Annotated in this window: 22 protein-coding genes; 14 read left to right on the forward strand and 8 right to left on the reverse strand. The window is 64.0% G+C overall.

Annotated elements, in window-relative coordinates; translation table 11 throughout:
- The first annotated feature begins 26 nt into the window (after positions 1–26).
- The 9 genes from fabG (at position 27) to FJ986_RS00940 (ending at position 9952) form a co-directional block, all read left to right on the forward strand.
- Positions 27–764 carry a 3-oxoacyl-[acyl-carrier-protein] reductase gene (fabG, locus tag FJ986_RS00900; protein ID WP_140494457.1) on the forward strand — a complete coding sequence of 246 codons (738 nt, stop codon included), beginning with the start codon at positions 27–29 and terminating at the stop codon, positions 762–764.
- 269 nt (positions 765–1033) lie between these two features.
- Positions 1034–1270 (forward strand): acyl carrier protein, encoded by a 237-nt coding sequence (locus FJ986_RS00905; RefSeq protein ID WP_006203723.1) that lies wholly within the window; start codon positions 1034–1036, stop codon positions 1268–1270.
- 34 nt (positions 1271–1304) lie between these two features.
- A complete protein-coding gene (gene fabF / locus FJ986_RS00910) occupies positions 1305–2567 on the forward strand; it encodes a beta-ketoacyl-ACP synthase II (protein WP_140494455.1) in 1263 nt (420 codons plus the stop codon).
- A gap of 102 nt (positions 2568–2669) precedes the next feature.
- Positions 2670–3878, forward strand: a complete 1209-nt coding sequence (gene mltG / locus FJ986_RS00915) for an endolytic transglycosylase MltG (protein WP_140494453.1) — start codon at positions 2670–2672, stop codon at positions 3876–3878.
- 170 nt (positions 3879–4048) lie between these two features.
- Positions 4049–4939 (forward strand): YicC/YloC family endoribonuclease, encoded by an 891-nt coding sequence (locus FJ986_RS00920; protein WP_140673175.1) that lies wholly within the window; start codon positions 4049–4051, stop codon positions 4937–4939.
- 3 nt (positions 4940–4942) lie between these two features.
- On the forward strand, positions 4943–5599 hold the full coding sequence (gmk, locus tag FJ986_RS00925) for a guanylate kinase (protein ID WP_140494448.1): 657 nt from the start codon (positions 4943–4945) through the stop codon (positions 5597–5599).
- Between the two features lie 227 nt (positions 5600–5826).
- Positions 5827–7203, forward strand: a complete 1377-nt coding sequence (locus tag FJ986_RS00930) for a c-type cytochrome (RefSeq protein ID WP_140673177.1) — start codon at positions 5827–5829, stop codon at positions 7201–7203.
- A complete protein-coding gene (locus FJ986_RS00935; protein ID WP_140673179.1) occupies positions 7200–7703 on the forward strand; it encodes a (2Fe-2S)-binding protein in 504 nt (167 codons plus the stop codon). The genes FJ986_RS00930 and FJ986_RS00935 overlap by 4 nt, the downstream gene beginning before the upstream one ends.
- On the forward strand, positions 7703–9952 hold the full coding sequence (locus tag FJ986_RS00940; protein WP_140673181.1) for a molybdopterin cofactor-binding domain-containing protein: 2250 nt from the start codon (positions 7703–7705) through the stop codon (positions 9950–9952). The genes FJ986_RS00935 and FJ986_RS00940 overlap by 1 nt, the downstream gene beginning before the upstream one ends.
- A gap of 57 nt (positions 9953–10009) precedes the next feature.
- Here FJ986_RS00940 and rsmA read toward each other — a convergent pair whose 3' ends face one another.
- From rsmA to lptF, 6 genes are all read right to left on the reverse strand, one after another.
- The gene (gene rsmA, locus FJ986_RS00945) at positions 10010–10846 is read right to left on the reverse strand and encodes a 16S rRNA (adenine(1518)-N(6)/adenine(1519)-N(6))-dimethyltransferase RsmA (protein WP_140673183.1); all 837 of its coding nucleotides are present in this window, start codon (positions 10844–10846) and stop codon (positions 10010–10012) included.
- A 10-nt stretch (positions 10847–10856) separates the two neighbouring features.
- Positions 10857–11873, reverse strand: a complete 1017-nt coding sequence (pdxA, locus tag FJ986_RS00950; protein WP_181181839.1) for a 4-hydroxythreonine-4-phosphate dehydrogenase PdxA — start codon at positions 11871–11873, stop codon at positions 10857–10859.
- A 13-nt stretch (positions 11874–11886) separates the two neighbouring features.
- Positions 11887–12819 (reverse strand): peptidylprolyl isomerase, encoded by a 933-nt coding sequence (locus FJ986_RS00955; RefSeq protein WP_181165136.1) that lies wholly within the window; start codon positions 12817–12819, stop codon positions 11887–11889.
- A gap of 90 nt (positions 12820–12909) precedes the next feature.
- A complete protein-coding gene (locus tag FJ986_RS00960; RefSeq protein ID WP_181171657.1) occupies positions 12910–15330 on the reverse strand; it encodes an LPS-assembly protein LptD in 2421 nt (806 codons plus the stop codon).
- A complete protein-coding gene (gene lptG, locus FJ986_RS00965) occupies positions 15330–16415 on the reverse strand; it encodes an LPS export ABC transporter permease LptG (RefSeq protein WP_181165175.1) in 1086 nt (361 codons plus the stop codon). The genes FJ986_RS00960 and lptG overlap by 1 nt, the downstream gene beginning before the upstream one ends.
- Positions 16412–17614, reverse strand: a complete 1203-nt coding sequence (gene lptF / locus FJ986_RS00970; RefSeq protein WP_140494430.1) for an LPS export ABC transporter permease LptF — start codon at positions 17612–17614, stop codon at positions 16412–16414. The genes lptG and lptF overlap by 4 nt, the downstream gene beginning before the upstream one ends.
- A 362-nt stretch (positions 17615–17976) precedes the next feature.
- Between lptF and FJ986_RS00975 the strand changes: the two genes are divergently transcribed.
- Entirely contained in the window at positions 17977–19497 is a 1521-nt protein-coding gene (locus tag FJ986_RS00975; RefSeq protein WP_140673187.1) for a leucyl aminopeptidase, read from the forward strand.
- Between the two features lie 9 nt (positions 19498–19506).
- On the forward strand, positions 19507–19956 hold the full coding sequence (locus tag FJ986_RS00980) for a DNA polymerase III subunit chi (protein WP_140517858.1): 450 nt from the start codon (positions 19507–19509) through the stop codon (positions 19954–19956).
- A gap of 93 nt (positions 19957–20049) precedes the next feature.
- Here FJ986_RS00980 and FJ986_RS00985 read toward each other — a convergent pair whose 3' ends face one another.
- Together FJ986_RS00985 and FJ986_RS00990 are read right to left on the reverse strand one after the other, a co-directional pair.
- Positions 20050–20649, reverse strand: coding sequence for a YdeI/OmpD-associated family protein (locus FJ986_RS00985; protein WP_140517859.1), 600 nt, complete (start codon positions 20647–20649; stop codon positions 20050–20052).
- Positions 20650–20789: 140 nt separating this feature from the next.
- Positions 20790–21254 (reverse strand): carboxymuconolactone decarboxylase family protein, encoded by a 465-nt coding sequence (locus tag FJ986_RS00990; RefSeq protein WP_140555737.1) that lies wholly within the window; start codon positions 21252–21254, stop codon positions 20790–20792.
- Between the two features lie 85 nt (positions 21255–21339).
- Between FJ986_RS00990 and FJ986_RS00995 the strand changes: the two genes are divergently transcribed.
- Genes FJ986_RS00995 through FJ986_RS01005 form a run of 3 tightly spaced genes read left to right on the forward strand, consistent with a single transcriptional unit; the run spans position 21340 to position 23493 of the window.
- A complete protein-coding gene (locus tag FJ986_RS00995; protein WP_140555735.1) occupies positions 21340–21999 on the forward strand; it encodes a TetR/AcrR family transcriptional regulator in 660 nt (219 codons plus the stop codon).
- 37 nt (positions 22000–22036) lie between these two features.
- Positions 22037–22648 carry a hypothetical protein gene (locus FJ986_RS01000; RefSeq protein ID WP_140555734.1) on the forward strand — a complete coding sequence of 204 codons (612 nt, stop codon included), beginning with the start codon at positions 22037–22039 and terminating at the stop codon, positions 22646–22648.
- The gene (locus tag FJ986_RS01005; RefSeq protein WP_140584457.1) at positions 22645–23493 is read left to right on the forward strand and encodes a 23S rRNA (adenine(2030)-N(6))-methyltransferase RlmJ; all 849 of its coding nucleotides are present in this window, start codon (positions 22645–22647) and stop codon (positions 23491–23493) included. The genes FJ986_RS01000 and FJ986_RS01005 overlap by 4 nt, the downstream gene beginning before the upstream one ends.
- Positions 23494–23496: the final 3 nt, after the last annotated feature.

Raw genomic sequence — 23496 nt, forward strand, 5'->3', positions numbered from 1 at the left:
GCTTCCGAAACCAAAGAGGAAAACACATGTTCGAACTGACCGGCCGCAAGGCACTTGTCACCGGCGCGTCAGGAGGCATCGGCGAGGCGATCGCCAGGGTGCTGCATGCGCAAGGCGCCATCGTCGGCCTGCACGGCACGCGCGTCGAGAGACTGGAGGCGCTGGCCGCCGACCTGGGCGACCGGGTGAAGCTGTTTCCGGCCGACCTGTCGAACCGCGACGAGGTCAAGGCGCTCGGCCAGAAAGCGGAGGCCGATCTCGAGGGCGTCGACATCCTGGTCAACAATGCCGGCATCACCAAGGACGGGCTGTTCGTGCGCATGTCGGACGCCGACTGGGACAGCGTGCTCGAAGTCAATCTGACGGCCGTGTTCAGGCTGACGCGTGAGCTGACCCATCCGATGATGCGCCGTCGCCACGGCCGCATCATCAACATTACCTCGGTGGTCGGCGTCACCGGCAATCCCGGCCAGACCAACTACTGCGCCTCCAAGGCCGGCATGATCGGCTTTTCCAAATCGCTGGCGCAGGAGATCGCCACCCGCAGCATAACCGTCAACTGTGTCGCCCCGGGCTTCATCGAATCGGCGATGACCGACAAGCTCAACGACAAGCAGAAGGAGGCGATCATGGCCGCTATCCCGACGCGCCGCATGGGCACCAGCGCCGAAGTGGCGTCCGCCGTCGCTTATCTTGCCTCCAACGAGGCCGGCTACGTCACCGGCCAAACCATCCATGTGAACGGCGGCATGGCGATGATCTGATCGGGTCGGCCAAAGCATGCATTTCGGGCCGGGCCCGGGCATTCGCGGTGGCTTTGAGACGGCGACAGGCAACGCCTGGGTGGGCTGTGAAAAGCGACCATTTCGGCTTGGACGCCCACGATTTTTCGTGTAATGCGGCCCGCAACCCGGCGGTTCGGGCAAAAACCGGTCTGCGGCCATTGCGTTTCCGGCGGGACCATCTTTCAGCTTGATTAGCGGCATTCCGCCCGCTAACGAAGACAGACAACCAAAAGACGAGGATGCCCCAAATGAGTGACACCGCAGAGCGCGTCAAGAAGATTGTCATCGAGCACCTGGGCGTCGATGCCGACAAGGTGACGGAGCAGGCGAGCTTCATCGACGATCTGGGCGCCGACAGTCTCGACACGGTCGAACTCGTCATGGCGTTTGAAGAAGAATTCGGCGTCGAGATCCCCGATGACGCGGCTGAAACCATCCTGACGGTGGGCGATGCCGTGAAGTACATCGACAAGGCTTCGGCCTGACGCTTTCCGCAGTCATCACCGGGGAGGACCTGCGATGAGGCGTGTCGTCGTCACGGGCCTTGGGTTGCTGTCGCCGTTCGGCATGGGCTTCGAGCACAGCTGGAAGGAACTTCTGACCGGCCGCAGCGCCGCCAAGCGCATCACCGAGTTCGAGGTGGAGGATCTTGCCTGCAAGATCGCCCATGTCGTTCCGCGTGGTGACGGCAGCAACGCCACCTTCAATCCCGAGGCGGTGCTCGAGCCGAAGGAACTGCGCAAGATCGGCGACTTCATCCTGTACGGGATCGCAGCCGCCGACGAGGCGCTGAAGGATTCCGGCTGGCAGCCGAAGACCCATGCCGAGCAGTGCGCCACCGGTGTCCTGATCGGTTCAGGCATTGGCGGCATCGAAGGCATCGCCGAGAACGCGATGATCCTGAAGGAGCGCGGCCCGCGCCGCATCAGCCCCTTCTTCATCCCCGGCCAGATCATCAATCTCGTCTCCGGCCAGGTTTCGATCCGGCATGGGCTGAAAGGTCCCAACCATGCCGTCGTCACCGCTTGCTCGACCGGCGCGCATGCGATTGGCGATGCTGCCCGGCTGATCATCTGGGGCGATGCCGACGTCATGGTCGCCGGCGGCGCGGAAGCGCCGGTGACGCGACTGTCGATCGCTGGCTTCGCTGCCTGCCGTGCGCTGTCGACCGAGCGCAACGACGCGCCGCAAACGGCTTCGCGGCCCTATGACCGTGATCGCGACGGCTTCGTCATGGGCGAGGGCGCCGGCGTCGTCGTGCTTGAGGAACTCGAGCATGCCAAGGCGCGCGGCGCGAAGATCTATGCGGAAGTGACCGGCTACGGCCTGACCGGCGACGCCTATCACATCACCGCACCGGCTGAAGATGGCGACGGCGCATTCCGTTGCATGACGGCGGCGTTGAACCGGGCAAAGCTGACGCCCGCCGATGTCGATTACATCAACGCGCACGGCACTTCGACCATGGCCGACACGATCGAGCTCGGCGCGGTCGAGCGGCTGGTCGGCAATGCCGCATCGAAGATTTCGATGTCGTCGACCAAGTCGTCGATCGGCCATCTCCTCGGCGCGGCAGGGGCTGCCGAAGCGATCTTCTCGATCCTCGCCATCCGCGACAACATCGCGCCGGCGACCATCAACCTTGACAATCCGGAGCGTGAGACCGCGATCGACCTGGTGCCGAACAAGCCGCGTGCCCGCCAGATCGACGTGGCGTTGTCCAATTCCTTCGGCTTCGGCGGCACCAACGCTTCACTGGTCTTCCAGCGCTACAATGGCTGACCGTCCGCCTGCCGGACGGCGCTTCGGCGTGTCGTCAATTTTGCCATATTCGCCCCTACTCTGCCGCAGGGGATTCGTTGAGAGATCAAACGGTAGGGCGAAATGAACACAAATCCGGCCGGCAACGGAGAGTTCGGGCAAGGGCAGGCGACATCGGGGCCGATCGTACCGAAGACAGCCGCCGAAGCCTTGCGGCCGGAGGCCGGCACGCCGCCGCCGAAGCGCTCGCGTGCTTCGCGCAGTCAGGTCGTCGTGTTCATGAACTTCGTCATCTCCTTGGTGATGCTGATGGTTCTGGCGGCGGGTATCGCGCTTTACTTCGGCAAGCAGGAATTCACCGAGCCCGGCCCATCGGCCAATGGCGACACCTTCCTGGTCAAGCCGAACACCGGCGTCCAGGATATCGCCGACCAGCTCGAGCGGCGCGGCCTGATCAGCGACGCCCGCATATTCCGTCTTGGCGTTAGGGCCTTCGGCAATGATTCGGCGCTGAAGGCCGGCGAATACGAGATCAAGCCCCGGGCGTCCATGCGCGACATCATGGAATTGCTGAAGAGCGGCAAGTCGGTCATGTACTCGCTGACCATTCCCGAAGGGCTGACGGTCGAGCAGGCGCTGGCGCGCATCGCAGGCGAGCCCGCCTTGAGCGGCGACATGCCGGCCACCGTGCCTCCAGAGGGCAGTCTCGCCACCGATACGCTGCGCTTCACGCGCGGCGCCACGCGCCAGCAGATGATCGACAAGCTGCTGGCCGACCAGAAGAAGCTGGTCGAGGAGGTCTGGCAGCGGCGCGCCGCCGACCTGCCGCTCGCCAGCATTGACGAGTTCGTCACGCTGGCCTCGATAGTCGAGAAGGAAACAGGCAAGGGCGATGAGCGCTCGCGCGTCGCCGCGGTCTTCCTGAACCGGCTGGCCAAGGGCATGCGCCTGCAATCCGATCCGACCATCATCTACGGTCTGTTCGGCGGCAAGGGCAAACCCGCCGACCGGCCGATCTATCAGTCGGACATCCAGAAGCCGACGCCCTACAACACCTATGTGATCAACGGCCTGCCGCCGACGCCTATCGCCAATCCCGGCCGCGCGGCGCTGGAGGCGGTAGCCAATCCATCAAAGACCGACGACCTCTATTTCGTTGCCGACGGCACTGGCGGACACGTCTTCGCCGCCACGCTTAACGAGCACAATGAGAACGTTGCGCGCTATCGAGCCCAGCAGAAGAAGCAAGTCGACGACGCGGCCAAGGCTGATGCCAAGGTGGAGGGGCAGACCGACGCGCCCATTGACGGCGACGCGGGGGCGGCCCAGTAGCGGCGCACGGTTTTTCCAGCTCGTCCACGCTATCGGTTGAAGACAGGAGCGTTTGGATTTATCGGGGCGCCTCGTAAGCCGATTGGCAGGCGGGCATTTCGGCTTTCTGAAGGTGCGCGAGGCCGGATCAAGCAGTATCCGTAGTACGCGCCAGGGGGTATGCAGGCACCATGAATTTGCAGAGCATGACCGGGTTTGCGCGTGCTGTCGCCGAACATGGCGGCACCTCGATTGCCTGGGAGGTCAAATCCGTCAACGGCAAGAGCGTCGAGGTGCGGCTGCGGCTGCCGCAGGGCTTCGAGCGGCTGGAGCCGGCCATCAGGCAGACGCTTCAGAAACGTTTCGCGCGCGGCAATTTTCAGGCGACGCTGACCATCACGCGCGCCGTCGGAATGCAGTCCCAGCCCGTTGTCAACGAGGCCTTCCTCAAGGACCTGGCCGGGCTCGCCAAGCGGATCGAGGAACAATTTGGTGTTGCTTCTGCGACCGCCGACGGATTGTTGTCGCTGCGCGGCGTGCTCGATATTCCCGAGACCACCGAAACCGAGGATGTGCGCACGGCGCTCGACAACGCCGTCATGGCGGCCCTCGATGTGGCGCTGGAGGGGCTGGAGCGGTCCCGCCAGGGTGAGGGCGCGGCACTTCGCACGCTTCTGCTGGGCCACATCGACGCCATCGAGGCGCTGACGCTGGGCGCTGAAGCGGATCCGTCGCGCGAACCGGCGGCCATCCGCGAGCGCCTCGCCGAACAGGTGCGGCTCTTGATGGATGCTTCGGCCAACCTCGATGTCGGCCGCTTGCACCAGGAAGCCGCCTTCCTCGCCACCAAGGCCGATATTCGCGAGGAGATCGACCGCTTGAAGACGCATGTGACGTCCGGTCGTGCATTGCTTTCCGGCGGCGGCGCCATCGGACGCAAGCTCGATTTTCTAGCACAGGAATTTAACCGCGAATCGAATACGCTGTGCTCAAAGTCGAACGCTGCCGCGGTCACCGCCATTGGACTGGAACTGAAGGCCGTGGTCGATCAGTTCCGTGAACAGGTCCAGAATCTGGAGTAGCCGATGGTCGCCAGGGATTTAGGGTCCCGCATTCGCCGCCGGGGCCTGATGCTCGTGCTGTCGTCGCCGTCGGGCGCCGGCAAGTCGACGATTGCGCGCAACCTTCTGGAGAGCGATTCCAGCCTCGAACTGTCGGTCTCCGTCACCACCAGGCCGCGCCGCGGCTCGGAGATCGAAGGCGTTCACTATCATTTCCGCACCATGCGCGAGTTCGAGCGGCTGCGCGATTCGGACGCCCTGCTCGAATGGGCGGAGGTGCATGGCAATTGCTACGCGACACCGCGCGAACCGGCGGAACTTGCGCTCGCTCAAGGGCGCGACATGCTGTTCGACATCGATTGGCAAGGCGCCCAGCAGCTCAAGGAGAAGATGCGCGCCGACATCGTCTCGATCTTCATCCTGCCGCCGTCGATGAAGGAGTTGAAGGCAAGGCTGAAGCGCCGCGCCGAGGATCAGGAAGCGGTGATCGAGACGCGGCTGAAGAACGCGCGCAACGAGATCGAGCACTGGAAGGAGTATGATTTCGTCATCGTCAACGATGATCTCGATCGCGCCTTCGCCGAAGTGCGCGGCATCGTTGTCGCCGAGCGGTTGCGGCGCGATCGTCGGCCCGGGTTGTTCGACTTCGTCTCGGGACTTTTGGACGAGAAGACGAGCTAGCCTTTCCTTTGCCCACGAAGATGGGCCGGCGGACAAGCCGAAGGCCGGCAGCACCAAACGATGTGCCCGGGCAGGTCGCGCCTGCAAGATGCGCTTTTCGGCGCCATAAATCAGACAATTGACGAAGAGGGCAGCGCCCCTAGTTTCTCCCGCACGAACGCGTCCGCGGCGCCGGTAACGGCCGGGGCGGCAGCGTTTCAGCGTACCGCCATGAGGGAGAGCAGATCTTGAAACGCTTCTGGCTGGGCGTTCTTGCCATCATCATTGTCTGCGGCGCCGGATTTTTCGCCTATGCCTGGAAGCCGGCGATCGATCCTGTCGAGCCGCCGCAACGATCGTCGTTCGACCCGGCGTTGATCGAGAAAGGCGCTGTACTGGCCTCCGTCGGCAATTGCACCTCCTGCCACACCAGGCCCGGTGAAAAGTCCTATGCCGGCGGGCTCGCCGTGCCGACGCCGTTCGGCACCATCTATTCGACCAACATCACGCCAGATCCGCAGACCGGTATCGGCCGCTGGCCGCAGGCAGCCTTCGACCGCGCCATGCGCGAAGGCGTCGACCGCGAGGGCAGGCATCTCTACCCGGCCTTCCCGTTCGATCATTTCACGCGTGTCTCCGATGAGGACAACCGCGCGCTCTACGCCTATCTGATGACGCGCCAGCCGGTGAACAACCGGCCGCCTCCGAACGAGCTGCCTTTCCCGCTCGATGTGCGCCTCGTGCTGGCCGGCTGGAAGCTGCTGTTCTTCGACAGGGGCGCCTATCAAAACGATGCGGCGCAAAGCACGCAGTGGAACCGCGGCGCCTATCTGGTCGATGGGCTCGGTCATTGCGGCGCCTGCCACACGCCGCGCAATCGACTCGGCGCGGAAGAGAAGGGGTCGCACATGGCCGGCGGCGAGGCCGAAGGCTGGACGGCCTTTGCGCTCGACGGCACTTCACCGGCGCCGATACCGTGGACGCATGACAGCCTGTTTGCCTATCTCAGGCAAGGCTGGCATGCCGACCACGGCGTCGCCAATGGCCCGATGGGCGAAGTGACGGGCAATCTCGGCCGGCTTCCCGATGCCGACATCGACGCCATGGCCACTTACGTCATGTCGCTCATGGGCGAACCATCCGCCGAACGGACGGCCGCCGCGCAGGCCATCCGCGGCCGCGCCGCGGCCGACCCGGCGTCGACCGCCGGCGTGGCGCCGACATCCGCCGATACGCCGGCGGCGCGTGGAGCCGTCATCTACCAGGCGGCATGCGCCACCTGCCACGACGGCAGCCGTCCGCCGCCTTTCGGCGGTATCAATTTCCATCTGTCGAGCGCGGTCAACGCGCCAGATCCGCAGAACGTCATCAACACCGTGCTGTTTGGCCTGCCGGCGGCGAGTGGGCGCCCGAGCGCCATCATGCCGGGATTCGCAGCGACGCTGAAGGACGACCAGGTGAACGACTTGCTGGCCTATCTGCGCGATGCCTTTGCCGGCAAGCCGGCCTGGCAGGATGCGGCCGCCAGGATCGCCGACACCAGGAGCGGAAAATACCAAGTCAGCGTCCGGCCCTCGGACGGCATCGAGCGCGGCCCGGACAATGTAGGAGCGAAGGACAGATGATCAATTTCAACGTCAACGGCATCTCTCACGACGTCGACGTCGATCCGGCGACGCCGCTGCTTTACGTGCTGCGCAACGATTTGAAGCTGAACGGCGCCAAGTTCGGCTGCGGCCTTGGCCAATGCGGCGCCTGCACGGTGATGGTCGACGGCAAGCCCGTCTTCTCCTGCCTGACGCCAGCGATGCTGGTGGAAGGCCGCGAGGTCAAGACGGTCGAGGGCTTGGGCACGATCGAGAACCCGGGTCCGATGCAGAAAGCGTTCATCGAGGAGCAGGCGGCGCAATGCGGTTATTGCATCGCCGGCATGATGATGCGGGCGCAGGCGCTGCTCGAGGCCGAACCCGATGCCGGTGACGCCGATATCAGGCAGGCGCTGGAACCCAACCTCTGCCGCTGTGGCACGCATATGCGCATCCTGCGGGCAGTGAGCCGCGCGCGCGACCTGATGAAATCGAAATCGGCCGGCTTGGCGCCGGCCGCGGCCGCGGGGAGGGCATGATGAACGCGCCGACCTTTCCCGACCTGACACGACGCGGCTTTCTCGCCGGGACCGGCGCGCTGGTCGTGTCCTTCACCATTCCCGTGCAGGCTCAGGAGGCCGCGCCCACGGCGCAGACGCCCGCGACGCCGGCGCCGGCCAAGAAACTGCCGGGCAGCCTTGCCGATACGCCCTCGCTCGACGCCTGGATCAGGTTGGATGCCGACGGTTCGATCACCGTCTTCACTGGCAAGGCCGAACTCGGTCAAGGCACCAGGACGTCGCTACGCCAGATCGCCGCCGAAGAACTGGAGGTCGAGCCGGCGGCCATCAAGCTCATCACCGCCGACACCGCGCTGACGCCGAACGAGGGCTATACCGCCGGCAGCCAGACGATCCAGAACAGCGGCACCGCCATACGCTACGCCTCGGCGCAGGTGCGCCAGATCCTGGTCGCCAAGGCCAGCGAGAAGCTCGGCGTTCTGGCCGACCAGCTCAAGGCGGCAAGCGGCAGGATCACCGGGCCGGATGGGAAGTCCGTGGGCTATGGCGAACTGGTGGTGGCGGATTTGCTGCATGTGGACGCATCGGCCGACACAGCGCTGAAATCGCCGGACAGCTATCACGCGATCGGCAAGCCGTTCGCCCGCGTCGATATTCCGGCAAAGGTGACGGGCGGCGAGGCCTATGTGCAGGACATGCGGCTTCCCGGCATGGTGCATGCCCGCGTCGTTCGCCCACCAAGCTATTTGGCCAAGCTCGTCAGCGTCGACGAGGCCGCCATCAAGACGATGCCGGGCGTGGTGGCGGTGATCCGCGACGGCGACTTCCTGGCCGTGGTGGCCAGGCAGGAATTCCAGGCGGTCCAGGCCATGCGCGCCATGGCCGCCAAGGCGAAGTGGCAGGAGCAGCCGGCCTTGCCGGACCAGGACAATATCCCCGCCTTCCTCGAACGCTCGGTCGCCGAGGTCGGCACCGTGACTTCGGTCGGCGCGGACACGGCAGCCGGCGCAAAGACGCTGCAGGCGCAGTTCACCCGCGCCTACCAGATGCATGGGTCGATCGGCCCCTCCGCTGCCGTTGCCCTGTCGGACAAGGGTCTCATCACGGTGTGGACGCACACTCAAGGCGTTTATCCAGACCGCAAGGCGATCGCCGAGATGCTCGGCGTCGGACCGGAAAAGGTGCGCTGCATCCACACCGAGGGATCAGGCTGCTACGGCCACAATGGCGCCGACGACGCGGCGGCCGACGCCGCGCTGATCGCGCAGGCGCTGCCCGGCACGCCGGTGCGCGTGCAGTGGATGCGCGATCAGGAGCATTTGTGGGAGCCCTATGGCCCTGGCATGCTGACGCGCGCCAGCGCAACGCTGGACGCCGGCGGCAAGATCGTCAACTGGCACTATGACCTGTGGAGCAACAGTCACGGCACGCGGCCGGGAACGGCAGGTTCGCTGATCGCCGGCCGGCTGGTGGCGAAGCATTTCCCGCCCGATCCGGCCAAGCTGCAGATCTCGCCGCTCGGCAATGGCGACCGCAACGCCATCCCGCTATACGACGTGCCGAACCAGCGGGTGAACTGGCATTTCGTCGCCGACATGCCGGTGCGCGTCTCGTCGCTGCGCGGTCTCGGCGCCTACTGCAACGTCTTCTCGATCGAAAGCTTCATGGACGAGCTGGCGCTCACGGCCGGCGCCGACCCGGTGGAATACCGGTTGAGGCACATGAAGGACCCGCGCGCCAGGAAGGTGATCGAGGTTGCGGCGCAAGAATTCGGCTGGAGCAATGATCCTATGCCGGAGGGCCGCGGCCGGGGGTTCGCCTTCGCCAAGTACAAGAACCACGCCGCCTATCTCGCAGTCGCGCTTGAAGCGGAGGTCGATCGCGACAGCGGCGCCATCGCCATCTCGCATGTGGTCTCGGCAGTCGACTGCGGCGAAGCGGTGGCGCCGGATTCGATCGTCAACCAGACCGAAGGCGGTATCCTGCAGTCAATGAGCTGGACGCTCTACGAGGCCGTCCATTTCGACGACACCCGCATCCTGAGCGCGGATTGGTCGGCCTATCCGATCCTGCGCTTCAGCGCCGTTCCCGACAGCGTGGAAGTGCATGTCGTCGACAATCCCGGCACGCCCTATCTCGGCGTCGCGGAAGCAGCGCAAGGCCCGACCGCCGGCGCGATCGCCAACGCCTTCCGCCATGCGGCGGGAAAACGCATTTATGACCTGCCCTACACGCGCGAGCGCGTGAAAGCGGTGTTGGGCGTGTAGTTCGAAGCATGCGCCCGACAAGGATCGGATTGCGCCGCGCTTCCACGGCCGGCGGCATTACACCGCATTGGTCAGCCGCACGAACTCCTCGACATCGAGCGTCTCGGCGCGCCGGGTCGGGTCGATCCCGGCGCGTTCGAGCAGGGCCTCGCCGCCGAGGCTCTTAACGCTCTGCCGCAGCATCTTTCGGCGCTGGCCGAAGGCGGCTTCCGTGACGCGGCCGAGTTTTTTTACGTCGGCATATAGCGGAGTCACGCGCGGCTCGAGATGCACCACGGAAGAGGTCACCTTGGGCGGCGGTGTGAACGCCTGGGGCGGCACGTCGAACGCTATCCTGGCCTGCGTGCGCCACCCCGCCAGCACGCCGAGCCTGCCATAGGCTTCGCTGCCAGGCGCGGCGACGATACGCTGGGCCACCTCGCGCTGGAACATCAGGGTCATCGAGGCATAGAAGGGAGGCCACTCCGCGACGGTCAGCCAGCGGACCAGCAGTTCCGTGCCGATATTGTAGGGCAGGTTGGCCACGATCCTGACCGGCCCGCCGTCACCGGCGGTCGCGGCAAGCGTCGGGAAGTCGATCTTCAGAGCGTCGCCGGAAACGACCTCCAGCCGGCCGGGATAATGGGCCGATATCTCGGCGAGGGCCGCCAGGCAGCGTTCGTCGCGCTCGATGGCGACGATCTTGCGCGCGCCGTTGAAAAGCAGGGCCCTTGTCAACCCGCCAGGGCCGGGGCCGACCTCGATTACGGTCGTCTCCGCCAGGCTGCCGGCGGCGCGCGCTATCTTGCCGGTCAGGTTGAGGTCGAACAGAAAATTCTGGCCCAGTGCCTTCTTTGCCTGCAAACCGTGGCGCTCGATGACCTCGCGCAGCGGCGGCAGCCCATCCATGCTCATGAGTTGAGCCTCATTGCGTGACAAATTTGGCGTCGGTGTCGGCCAGCTGCCGTGCAAGCCGCAGCGCCGCCATCAGGCTGTCGGGCCGGGCGATGCCCTTGCCGGCGATATCGAAGGCGGTGCCGTGGTCGGGCGAGGTGCGGATAAAGGGCAGGCCGAGCGTGACATTGACCGCCTCGTCGAAGGCCAGCGCCTTGGCCGGTATCAGCGCCTGGTCGTGATACATGCACAGCGCCACGTCGTAGCCGGCCCGGGCCCGGGCATGGAACAAGGTATCCGCGGGCAACGGCCCGAACGCGTCGATGCCTTCGGCTCGCAGGATCTCGATCGCCGGTCGGATGATGCGCTGGTCCTCCAGGCCCATGGAGCCATCCTCGCCCGCATGCGGGTTGAGGCCGGCGATGGCGAGCCGTGGGTTGGCGATGCCAAAGCGGTCCCTGAGGTCGGCGGCGGTGACCCGCGTCGTGGCGAGGATCAGGTCTGTGGTCAGCGCCTTCGGCACTTCGGCCAGCGCGATGTGAATGGTGACGGGAACGGTGCGCAGGTCGGGGCCTGCCAGCATCATCACCGGCATCGCTTCCACGCCGCTGTGGCGCGCCGCCAGATACGCCAGATATTCGGTGTGGCCAGGAAAGCGGAAGCCGGCGTCGTAGAGCGGCTTCTTGGCGATCGGGCAGGTGACGACGGCCGCGGCGTCGCCGGCGAGGCTGGCGGCCACCGCCCGATCGATCGCTTCGATGATGCCCGCCGCATTGGCCGGGTCCGGCTGGCCGGGGCTGTCGATGAAGCGGGCAGCCAGCGCAACGACCGGCAGTGCGTGGCCAAAGACCTCGCTTGCCTGCGCTGGCGTCGTTTCCTCGATAGGCAGCGAAACGCCGAGGCGGCGCGCCCGCGAGGCGATCAGCGCGGGATCGGCGAGGAGATAGAAGGGCGGAAGGGCCGCGGCGGTACGCGCCAGAAACGCGGCAATCGCGATTTCCGGCCCGATGCCGGAAGGATCGCCGACGCTCAACGCCAGCGCGCGCATCGCCCTGTCCACCTCAGCGCTTGACGATGCGGGCTTTTGCCTTCAGCTCGTCGACATATTTCTTGCTGAGATCGTCGGCCGCCTTGTCGTTGGAGCCTTCGCTCTGGAACACCATCTGGGCGACCTTGTCGTCCGACACCTCGCGCGACGAACAGATGCCGATGAACTCGACACCGCGCTCCGTTTGGCGGGTAGGCGTGGCGCCGCCAACCTTGGTGGCCTTGATCTGCTCGGCCCAGTCCGGCGGCAGTTGCGGCGCCAGCACCCGGCCGAGATCGCGAACCGTGACGTCGATCAGGCCCTTGGCGAACTGCCGCGTCGTGTTGCAGCCATTGAAGCGGGCACGCATGGCGTCGGCTTCGCGCTTGCGCTTGCCCAGCGTCGCGCTGCGTTCGGCCGCTGGCACGACGAAGATGACCTGCTGGAGCATGTATTCAGTGGCGCTCGGCTTGGAGCCGCCCTTGTCGAGCATGCGCCTGACCGCGTCCTGCTCGGTCACGCTGCCGCCCTCGCCGGAGCGGTACCGCGCGCTCAAGGCCTGATTCCAGGCCATCTGGGCGCGGATGAACTCCTTGAAATGGCCCTTGCTGACGCCGGACTTTTCCATGACGCCGTCGAGCTGGCTGAGCTGCATCTTGTTGCTCGAGGCAAAGCGCTGGTACGCGGCCTCGACCTGCGCGTCGCTGATGTGAATCCCAAGCCGTCTGGCTTCGGCCATGCGCAAGGTCTGATCGATCATTTCCTGGCCGGCGTCGCCCTTCTTGCGCTGCAGCTTGAGGAAGGCGGCGCGATGCGCGATGTCGCCGCTGGTGATCGGTATGTCGTTGACGACGTACTTGATCTCGCTGGCGAAAGCCGGCGGCGTGATGACGGTCATCGACACGGATGTCGCCACCACAAGCAGCGCCAACCCTGCTGAAAAGAGGTATTTCCTCATCGCAAACATCCCAATTCTATCCCGGTCCCGCCCAACTTCATCCTTCTTCGGGGTTTGTGAAGTCCCTGCCAGCCCTATGCGGCGAAACGATGTCGCGGACTACTGGGTGGTGTCGAAGGCGCTGCTCGACGATCCGAAATCGCCGAGGGTGCGGAACGACAGGTTGAAGCCGACACTCTGCGTCACCTCCCTGGTGTGCAGGTCGCGCGACTGCGAGTACGTCATCAGATAGGTGAAGCAGGAATCATTGTAGGCGAAACCGACCCCGTCCTTGACCAGCAGGCTTTCCTCGAGGTCATAGGTTCCCGTCCCGAACACGCGCCAGTTCTCGGCAAGATGCGTGGACGCGCCGAGCGTGACCTCGTGGCGGTCGGTGGTGAAACCATAGAGCGGCTGAGCCTGGATGAAGGCGTATTTGGCGCTCAGCGACACCGGTAGGCCGGAATAGGCGGCCTTTACCTCGGCGCGGCGAACCTCGAAGCTCTGCTCGTCGAAACGGCCGCTGACTGAGGCGGCGAACCCGTTCGGGCTGCTGACGCCAAACAGGCCGACATAGTCCGACTTGGTGTTTTCGAGGCCCGAATAGGCGCCGACATTGACCAGGTCCGGCGCGTCGAAGGAGTTCTCGCCGCCGATCTGGTAGGACTGGCCGAAGATGGCGTTGGTGCCCCAGCCGTTGATGTAGGAACCGGAATAGCGAAGGCCCACATTGGCGCGCGAGCCGCCTTCGATGCGGTCATAGCCAGAGAACTTGTCGCGCTCGAACAGGGTGCTCGCGTCGAAAACCATGCTCTGCGCATCTTCGTTCGGGACGGCAAGGCCGCCGACATATTGTTCGTTCGGGCGCAGGAAGACCTGCGCCATCGGCTCGAACACATGACTGGAGCCGCTGGCCATCGAAAACAGCAGCGGCCAGCTCATCTCGAGCCCGGCGGTTGCCATATAGCGGGCGAAAGACGAGCGCATATCATCCTGCTCGCCCAAATTCGTCGCCATCTGGTTGACGGCCGCGAGTGAAGCTGATGACGCGTTGACATAGTCGACGTCGCCCTGCAGCGCCAGCAAGGGTGTCAGCACCAACCCGTCATCGGTGACAAATGACCGCTTCCACTCGGCTTGGGCGGTGAGCCGGCCTGATTCGCCCTCGATGCCGCGCACACGTTGGGTGCCTGAAGGGGGGAAGTAGGGGGTGAAATAGGTCTCGTCGAGGTCATCGCGGCGGATGACGCGCGAATTGACGTTGAACGACAACTGGCCGCCTGCGACCGACGTATCCGGAATGTAGGCATAGTCGAGCGAGGGCAGCACCCAGGGCTGCTGGCCGCTTCGCGCAGCGATATTGCTGTCCAGGGTGTCTTCCTGCACCTCGAAATGCATGGCGCGCAGGTCGAAATAATTACGGCCGTCGAGCCCCGTCAGGTAAACCGACGACTGGTGAACGGACCCGTTGTATTTGTCGATGGCGTAGGTGTTCGAGAAGTTCTTGTCGGTCTGCAGCAGCACGTCCCAGCCGAAATTCCAGCGCGAATTGATGGCGAACTGGCCTTGTGTGCCCATCATGCCGCGGAATTTGTTGGGATCGCCGGCCTCGCCCGAATCGATATTGCGGCCGGCGGCGTCGATGAAGGCATCGGGATCTCGCTGCTGAATGCCCGCGATCTTCAGGCTGTATTCGCCATTGTTGAAGCGCTGGCGCCACTCGGCCTCGCCAAGAAAGCCCTGCTTGGTAAAGCCGGTGCCGGTGACGGTCAGGTCGTAGGTCGGCGAGAGCGCGAAATAATAGGGGACCTTCACCCCCACGCCCAGATCGCTTTTGAAGACGATGCCGGGGATCAGGAATCCGCTCTTGCGCTTCACCGTCGGGTCGGCGATCTCGAACGCCGGCAGGTAGGCGAGCGGGAAGCCGAAGAATTCGAAATTCGCGTTCTCGAAACGGACCGTCTTCTTTTCGCCGTTCCAGATGATCTTCCTGGCCTTCACGCGCCAGGTCGGCGCCTTGTCGGGCTTGTCCTCGCAAGGTTCGCAGGCAGTGTAGACGCCATTGTGGAAGGTGGTCAGCACGCCGCCCATGCGTTCGGCGCTTTCGGCGGCGAAATAGGCCTTGTCGATGGTTTCGACGCGGAGCGCGTTGACGAAACCGTCGGCGAAGTCGTCGGTGATGTCGATATGATCCGAATTGATCTTGGTGCCGTCGCTATTGATCACCTCGACATTGCCGCTTGCGACCATGCGCTTGGTGTTGCGGTTGTACTCGACCTTCTGCGCGACAAGTCGGTTGCCGCCATAGTCGATCTGCACGCCGCCGACGGCGGTCACGGTCTGATTGTCGTTGTTATAGACCAGCGTATCGGCCGCCAGCAGCATCTGCGAGCCGGACGGCACCTTGGTCGCCATGTCGCCGACATCCTGCGCGATCGCAGGCAGCGGAACCGCGCATGCAAACAGGCATGCCAAGGCGGTCGCCGCATAAAGGCGCGCCAAACCGGCCTGCCTGTTACTGGGCAAAAAGGCCTCCCTCACTAGCCGTCTTCCTTGTATAGCAGGAAAGTCACCCCGAAGAACATAGCTACCACGACCGGCACCCAGGCAGCTACGACAGTCGGCACGAACCCCGCCACGCCGAATGCCTTCACCAGCACCGAAACGACATAAAGCAGAAACCCGGCAACGACGCCACCCAGAATCATCGTTGCCGATTGCCCCATCCTCGCAAATCGCATTGAAACTGTTGCCGCAATTAGCGTCATGGCGACGAGCAGGAACGGCAACGCCACCAGCGAATCGAACTGCATGGCAAAGGCATTTGCCTTGAGGCCGAAGGAACGGGCAACCTCGATTTTTCCCGGCAGATCGTAGAATGGAATGGTCTCCGGGCGCGCCAGCCGCTCCTGCACGAATTCGGGCTTCAGATTGGTCGGCACGCGATCGTTTGCCGCAGGCTGGATGGTGCCGTTCCTGAAGGTCTTGACGTCCTGCAATTCCCAGTAGCCGTCCCGCAGGTAGGCGCGCGCGGCATCCTTGCGCTCGACGATATCGCCTTGCGGGTCGAGGATGAAAAAGACAGCGTCAGCCATCTCCAGGCCCTGGTTGAGGATGGCGCGCGCTCCGATGATGGTGTCTCCGGAGCTGGTTTTCTGCCGGATCCAGGGCGCGGCGTCGGCCGACACCGTATTCGACTTGCCCGAGCGCAACTGGGTTTCGATCTGTTCGGACCAGGAAAAGGCGTGCGCTGCGAGCGGGTTGATGAGACCGACCGACAGGACGCCGAACAACAGCGCTCCGATGCAGCACGGCAGAAGGAACTGCCAGGCCGAAACGCCGGCTGAGCGCGCTATGACCAGTTCATACCTGCGGTTGAGCGAGACCAGCGTCGCCATCGCCGAGAAGAGACCGACAAACGGCACGGTCTGCAGCATGATCATCGGCATCCTGAGTCCGGAAATGGCCAGCGCCGTTCCATAGGTGAAGCCGGGCAGGCCGGTCGTGCGGCCGGAAAGCTCGGTGAAATCGATCAGGAACACCAGCGCAAGCAGGCCGATGAAGAACCACACGGTGATCGTGACATAGCGGAAGAAGAAGTAGCGTCCCAGCGTCCAGCCCATCAGCTGACCCCCTGGCCCGAGGCGCTGCGCCTGGAGAGGCGCAGCTTGACGGCATTCCAGGCGTCAGCCATCCGGCTTGCGAGATTCGTCAGCCAATCTGCCCAGGCCACTGGCAGTTCCATCGTCCGGTTGGATGCGATGAACCAGATTGCCACCGCCGACGACACGATGGGCACGCCGTAGACCATATACGCATATTGCGGGACCTCGTCGGCCTTGCTGGCGGCGAAGAAGCCCAGCCAGCGCACGAACAGCGATATCGCGATGGCCGTGATCAGCGGATTGACGCGCGCCTCGCGATGCGAGCGTGCGTCTCCGGCGACCGCGAGTGCGATCAGCGCGAAGACCATGGAATAGAGCCATTCCGAGAACCGCTGGTCGACCTCCGCCCGGTACTCGTTCGGGCGCTGCTGGTAGACCTTGTCATTGGCACTCGGGTTGAGCAGGTACTGGGTCGTCTGGTCTTTTGGCATCAGCGTCACCTCCGACGCTGCCGCCATGAAGGCCGACATGTCGAAGGCGTAAGAGGTGAAGCGGATGACCGAGAGGTCGCCGGTCAGCGTCTTTCGATGGATGACGCCGTCATTCATCATCAGCACCTTTTCGCCGCCGCGTTCGACGATGCTGCCGGTCTTGGCATAGTAGACGAGGTTGACGCCTTCCTCGCGCGAATCCGCGACGAAGATGCCGCCCAGCCGGTTGTCGGGAAGCCGCTCGCCTATCTGCAGGAACAGCCCATCATCGATCTTGCGGAATGTGCCCTCCTGGATGATCAGCGACAGAAGATCCGCGCGTGACTCCGCCACCAGCATCCGGTTCTTCTGGCGCGCGTAAGGGTCGATGCCGTTGTCGACGGCGAAGGAAAAGACGCTGGCCGCGGCCGCGAGAATCATGATCGGCCGCACGATGGTCCAGCGCGAGGCGCCCGCTGCGTTGACGACGGCGAGCTCCGAATCCGAATTCATGACGCTGAGCGTCTGGGCAACCGCCACGACGAGCGCGAAGGGCACCACGATCGGAATGATCGAGGGAAGAATGAGGGCCGCAACCTCGAAGAAGGTCAGCGCCGACTGGCCGCTGTCGGTGACGAGGTCGATCTTGGCCAGCACCTGCGTCGTCCAGACAATGGCCAGCGTCCAGGCCAGCGCTGCAATAAAGACCACGAAAGCGCGGCGCATGATGTAGCGTTCAACGACCTTCATGAAGGCTTTTCTCAATTTTCTCGAACGGCATCATGCCACCGGATAAGGGTAGCCGTCCGGCGACGCCCGCACAACTGGCTGCGTCGGGCTCTGTCAGGTAGACGATCCGGTTCCCGTCCCACATCGCGCGCCACGTTGGGCCGGAGTGTCGGCGGGATTGGATAAGAAAGGGCGAACATCGATGGTTAACAACAGGTTGCGGCCAAAAAGCGGAGCCGTGCCGCGACGAATCGCCGTTGATTCATGTGCCATATGGGGAGCACGTTTGGCAAAGTCTTGCCAAATGCCGGAAAACGACCAAATGTCGCGGATCGCTTCCAACCGCTTCGCGCGAGCCGCGCATTCCCCGAAAGCAGGACATGATGAACCAGAGACCCTCGATCGCCTTCGCAAAATTCGCTGCGCCGCAGACCGCCGCGAACCGGAAGGGGACGGTCGTCGTGCTGGCGGCGGATGATGGCGGCCTGAGCGAAACCGCCGCGGCGTATGATCCCGGCAAGACGCTGGAACGGGCCTTCCCTGTGGCCGAATTCACGGCCAAGTTCGCCAGCGTGGTGGAAGTGCTGACGCCACAGGCAAGCTCGCTCGACAGGCTGGTCGCGATCGGCGCCGGCAAGGTATCCGGGCTCGACGAATACGCCTGGACGAAGCTTGGAGGCACCATCGCGGGGTCGCTGCGCAAGGCGACGGACGTGGCGGTGGTGCTCGACGTGGTCGGCGCCTCGTCAAGCGGTGCGCAGGCGGCCAGCCTTGCCGCGGGTATTCTTCTGCGCAGCTATTCCTTCGATAAGTACAAGACCAGGAAAGACAAGGACGATGGCCAAGGCGACAAGGCCGAGCCGAAAAAGCCGGCCAAGATAACCATCCACACCGCCGATCCGGCGGGTGCGAAGAAGGCCTTCGCCGAGACCGAGGCTGTGATCGACGGCGTGCTTTTGGCGCGTGACCTCGTCAACGAGCCGGCAAACGTCCTGGGACCGGTCGAGTTTGCCGCCCGCGCCAAGGAACTGGAGGCCCTCGGCGTCAAGGTCGAGATCCTGGCCGAGAAGGAAATGAAGAAACTCGGCATGGGGTCGCTGCTCGGCGTTGCGCAAGGCTCGCCGCGCGGCGCCCGCATGGCCGTCATGCAGTGGAACGGCGGCAAGGCCAAGGACAGCCCGGTCGCCTTCATCGGCAAGGGCGTCACCTTCGACACTGGCGGCAATTCGATGAAACCGGCATCCGGCATGGAGGACATGAAGGGCGACATGGGCGGCGCCGCGGCGGTGACCGGACTGATGCATGCGCTCGCCGCCCGCAAGGCGAAGGCCAATGTCGTCGGCATCATCGGGCTGGTGGAAAACGCCGTCGACGGCCATGCGCAGCGTCCCGGCGACATCGTTACCTCGATGTCGGGCCAGACCATCGAGGTGCTCAACACCGATGCGGAGGGGCGCCTGGTGCTGGCCGACGCGCTCTGGTACTGCAATGACCGCTTTCAGCCGAAGTTCATGGTCAATCTGGCGACGTTGACCGGCGCGATCATGGTCGCGCTCGGCCAGCACTATGCCGGCCTGTTCTCCAACAATGACGAACTGGCGGAACGCCTGGCGACAGCCGGGCAGTCGACGCAGGAGCGGCTGTGGCGCATGCCGCTCGGTCCTGAATATGACAAGCTGATCGATTCCAAGAATGCCGATATGAAGAACATCGGCGGCCGCTATGGCGGCGCCATCATCGCCGCGCAGTTCTTGCAGCGCTTCGTCAAGGACACGCCCTGGGCCCATCTCGACATCGCAGGCACCGCCATGGGGGCGCTGTCGAACGAAATCAACCAGTCCTGGGGTTCCGGCTTTGGCGTGCGGCTGCTCGACCGGCTCGTGCGCGACCACTACGAGAGCTGATCGGGACCCATGGCCGACGTGCTGTTTTATCACCTGACTGAATCGACGCTGGAGGATGCGCTGCCCGGCCTCCTTGAGCGCAGCGTCGATCGCGGCTGGCGCGCCGTGGTGCAGACCGGCACCGAGGAGCGGCGCGACGCGCTCGACCAGCATCTGTGGACGTTCCGTGACGATTCTTTCCTCGCGCACGCCACCGACCGCGAAGCCCATCCCGCCGAGCAGCCGATCCTTTTGACCACCGGCGAAGCCAACCCGAACGCGGCGCAGATACGCTTTCTGGTGGACGGAGCGGCGCCGCCTGACCTTGGCGGCTACGAGCGCGCCGTATTCCTGTTCGACGGTCACGATGCCGCCCAGGTCGAGGCCGCCCGCGGGCACTGGAAGACGATGAAAGACGCCGGCCACGCGGTGACCTACTGGCAGCAGACGCCCGACCGCCGCTGGGAACGCAAGGCTTGAGGGACGTCAGCGGCGGCTGATCACTGCCTTGTTGATAATGTGGATCGCGATCATCGAGCCGGAAGAAACCTGTCGCTCGTCACATGAGCAGCCTTACTTCTTCACTTGCGGATGGATCGTCTCCCCGCGCTTGAGCATCTCGACAAAAGTCTCGATCTTCTTCCTGCGCCCGGCTTCGGTCTTCATGTTGTGGATACGGAAGGCGAGCGCGAAGCGGTTCTGCGCGCTGAGTTTTTCGAGCATTTGCCGAGCCTCTGGCTCGGCATCGATCGCGGCCTGCAGGTCATCGGGAATTTTCATGTCCTTGCCGCTGGCATAGGCACGCGCCCAGCGGCCATCGGCCTTGGCGGCTTCGACCTCGGCGAGCCCATGCCGCGTCATCCGGCCGTCGTCGATCAGCCGGGCGACATTGTCGATGTTGATCTGGCTCCAGATGCTTTTCTTCGTCCTCGGCGTGTAACGCTGCAGGAAGCTCTTGTCGTCGAGCCCCTTGCGCACCGCGTCGATCCAGCCCCAGCACAGCACGACCTCGATCGCCTCCTTTGCCGAGATCGACTTCAGTCCCGAGCCGGTCTTGTGGATTTTGATCCAGACCTCGGTTTCCCTGTCATGATGTTCACCGAGCCAAGTATAAAAGCTCTCGGCGTCCTCGAATTCGTGCACCTTGTCGGGGTCGACCTTGACCGGCGCCATTTGCGGCCTCGTCCATGCTTTGCGATTGCACTTTCAATGCGGCATTTCCCTCTGGATGACAATCGGAGGCGAAGATGACGGCTGTCGGATGAGGGCAGTTCTGCGGTGGCCCGCAGGCGCGGACCACCGCGGGTGTCGTTTCACTGCCCGCCCATTTCCTTCTTGAACGTGTCGAAATCGACCTGCATGCCATTGAAGATGGTGCTCCAATGGCGGGTCAGCGCCGCCATCGCCACCGCCTCCTGGATTTCCTCATCGGTAGCGCCGGCGCGCTTGGCGTTTTGCGTGTCCGACCAGATGCAGTAGTTGCACGGGATCTGCGCCGCCACTGCCAGCGAGATCAATGACTTTACCTTTGGCGGCAGCGCCGTCTTGTCGCTGAGTTCGATGGCCTTGACCTCGGCCCAGGCGCCGGGCAGACCGGCTTTGGGAAGTTGCTTCACAAAGCTCGGCACGCCGCCCATGGTCGACTGGATGTCCTTTATGGTTGCATCGTAGTCGTCGGCATAGGCAGGGGCCGCGGCGAGGACGCAGGCCAGGGCGGTTAGAGCCAACGCACGATGGAGGGACGAATGCACGGATTTGGCAATGCGATGGTGTGACATGTTTTCCTCCTCTGGTCTTTGTTAGCCTTACTGTGTAAGGTGAAGTGAAAAATGAACCTTACGCTGTAAGTTGTCAAGCGCGGCCATGGACTCATCGATCAAAAAAAAGCGAGCACGCGGACGGCTGTCCCGCGAGATGATCGAGAATGCCGCTTTCGAGGTGATCGAGAAGGAGGGCCTTTCCGGTTTTTCGATGCGCAAGCTCGCCGCCGTGCTCGGCTGCGAGGCGATGAGCATTTATCATCACTTCCCCTCGCAAGCGCACCTCTATGAGGCGTTGGTCGATCGCCAGGTCAGCGGGATGGTTATCCCCGACGACAGCATGCCGTGGCGCGACAGGATTCGGATGGTCATGCATGAGTTTCGCCGTGTTGCGAGGGAGCACCCGGCCTTTGCGCCATTCCTTGTCGTCTACCGGATGAATTCGCCGCCTTGCCTTGCGATGCTGAACGGCGTCATCGGCCTGTTCGAGGCTGGCGGTTTCGGCCCGGAACTCAGCGCCAGGCTGTTTCGCACCGCCAGCTATTATCTCATGGGCGCGATCCTCGACGAGACCGCGGGCTACGCCAAGGGCCCGTCGGCGGTGACCACCGTCGACGACGAGCAACTGGCGAAGGATTTCCCCAGTGTCATGGCGGCCGGGACCTATTTCGGCACCGGCGGTTTCGACAAGACATTCGAACTCGGCCTTGACATGCTATTGGACGAAATGGAGCGCCTGCGCGACAGCGCCAATGCAGCCTAATTGTCCGGCAACGTCCGATTACAAGGTGATTCCCTGAATGCGCTTTCTGTTCCTGTTGATCCTGCTCGCCGGCATCGGCGTCGGCGCCATCTATCCATGGGCGATGACTAATTTCTCCGGTCACCAGATCGGCAGCTGGCGGGTCTATGAGGGCGGCCGCTTCAGGCAGGTCACAGTGCCGCTTGCCGCGCGCGATGCGCCGGTCAGGGTGCTGGTCGACTTGACCGCGAGGGCCGAGCGCATCGTTTCGCAGCAGCGCACGGTGCTGACGCTGACAGCCGCCTCCGGCGGCCGCACGGTGCTTGCCTCGACGCTTCAGTTCAATCATTCCGACAATCCGCGTCAGGCGAGCCCGCAACTGCCCGACAAGATCTTCCGCGATGAGGCTGGCGTGATCCGGACCGTCGGCCCCGGCCCCTATGTCTTCACCGTCGGTCCCGGCGACGCTGACGACATCCCGATACGCGCGGTCGATCTTGTCTTGCGCTCCGGTGTGGGCGAGACCGACAGCCGTGCGCGACCGGTTGGCTTCGCGCTGATGGCGATCGGCTTGATCGGCTTCCTGCTGTCCTTGCGTTCTGCCGGCGGCCGGCCGCAAAATCCGAATTCACAGCCACCGCCGCCACGTTGGGGCAGGGGTTCCACATGAACTATCGCCACGCCTATCACGCCGGAAATTTTGCCGACGTCCTCAAGCACGTCGTGCTGACGCGGCTGCTTGAATACCTGAAGCAGAAGGACAAGGCGTTCCGCGTCATCGACACTCATGCAGGCATCGGCCGCTACGATCTGTCCTCGCCCGAGGCGCAGAAGACCGGCGAATGGCAAGGCGGCATCGGCCGGCTGGTCGATGCCGCGCCCGAAGCCCAGGCCGCAATGCTGCTCGCGCCCTATCTCGACGCGGTGCGTGCGTGCAACGCAGACGGTCCATTGAAAAAATATCCGGGCTCGCCGCTGGTCGCGCGGCACCTTCTGCGTAAGCAGGACCGGCTATCGGCGATCGAGCTGCACCCGAAGGATGTCGCGAAGCTGAAGACGGAATTCGCCGGCGATTTCCAGACAAGGGTGATCGAGCTCGACGGCTGGCTGGCGCTCGGCGCACACCTGCCGCCGAAGGAAAAGCGCGGACTGGTGCTGATCGATCCGCCATTCGAGGAAGAGGGCGAGTTCGGCCGCCTCGTCGACGGGCTGGCGAAGGCGCACAAGCGCTGGCCGGGCGGCATCTATGCGCTGTGGTATCCGATCAAGGACCGCAAGGCGGTGATTGGCTTCCGCAAGGCGCTGAAGGAAACCGGCGTTCCGAAATTGCTCGACATCGAATTCGAAATCCGGCCCGCGTCGCAAGAGCCCAGCCTCGACGGCAGCGGCCTGGTCGTGGCCAACCCGCCTTTCACGCTGGAAGGTGAATTGCGCATTCTCCTGCCGGCCCTGCACAAATTGCTGGTCTTGGAAAAGCCGGCCCACTGGACGCTGAACTGGCTGGCAGGGGAGTAGCAG

Origin of the sequence: Mesorhizobium sp. B1-1-1, assembly GCF_006442955.1 — a bacterium.
GTDB lineage: Bacteria > Pseudomonadota > Alphaproteobacteria > Rhizobiales > Rhizobiaceae > Mesorhizobium.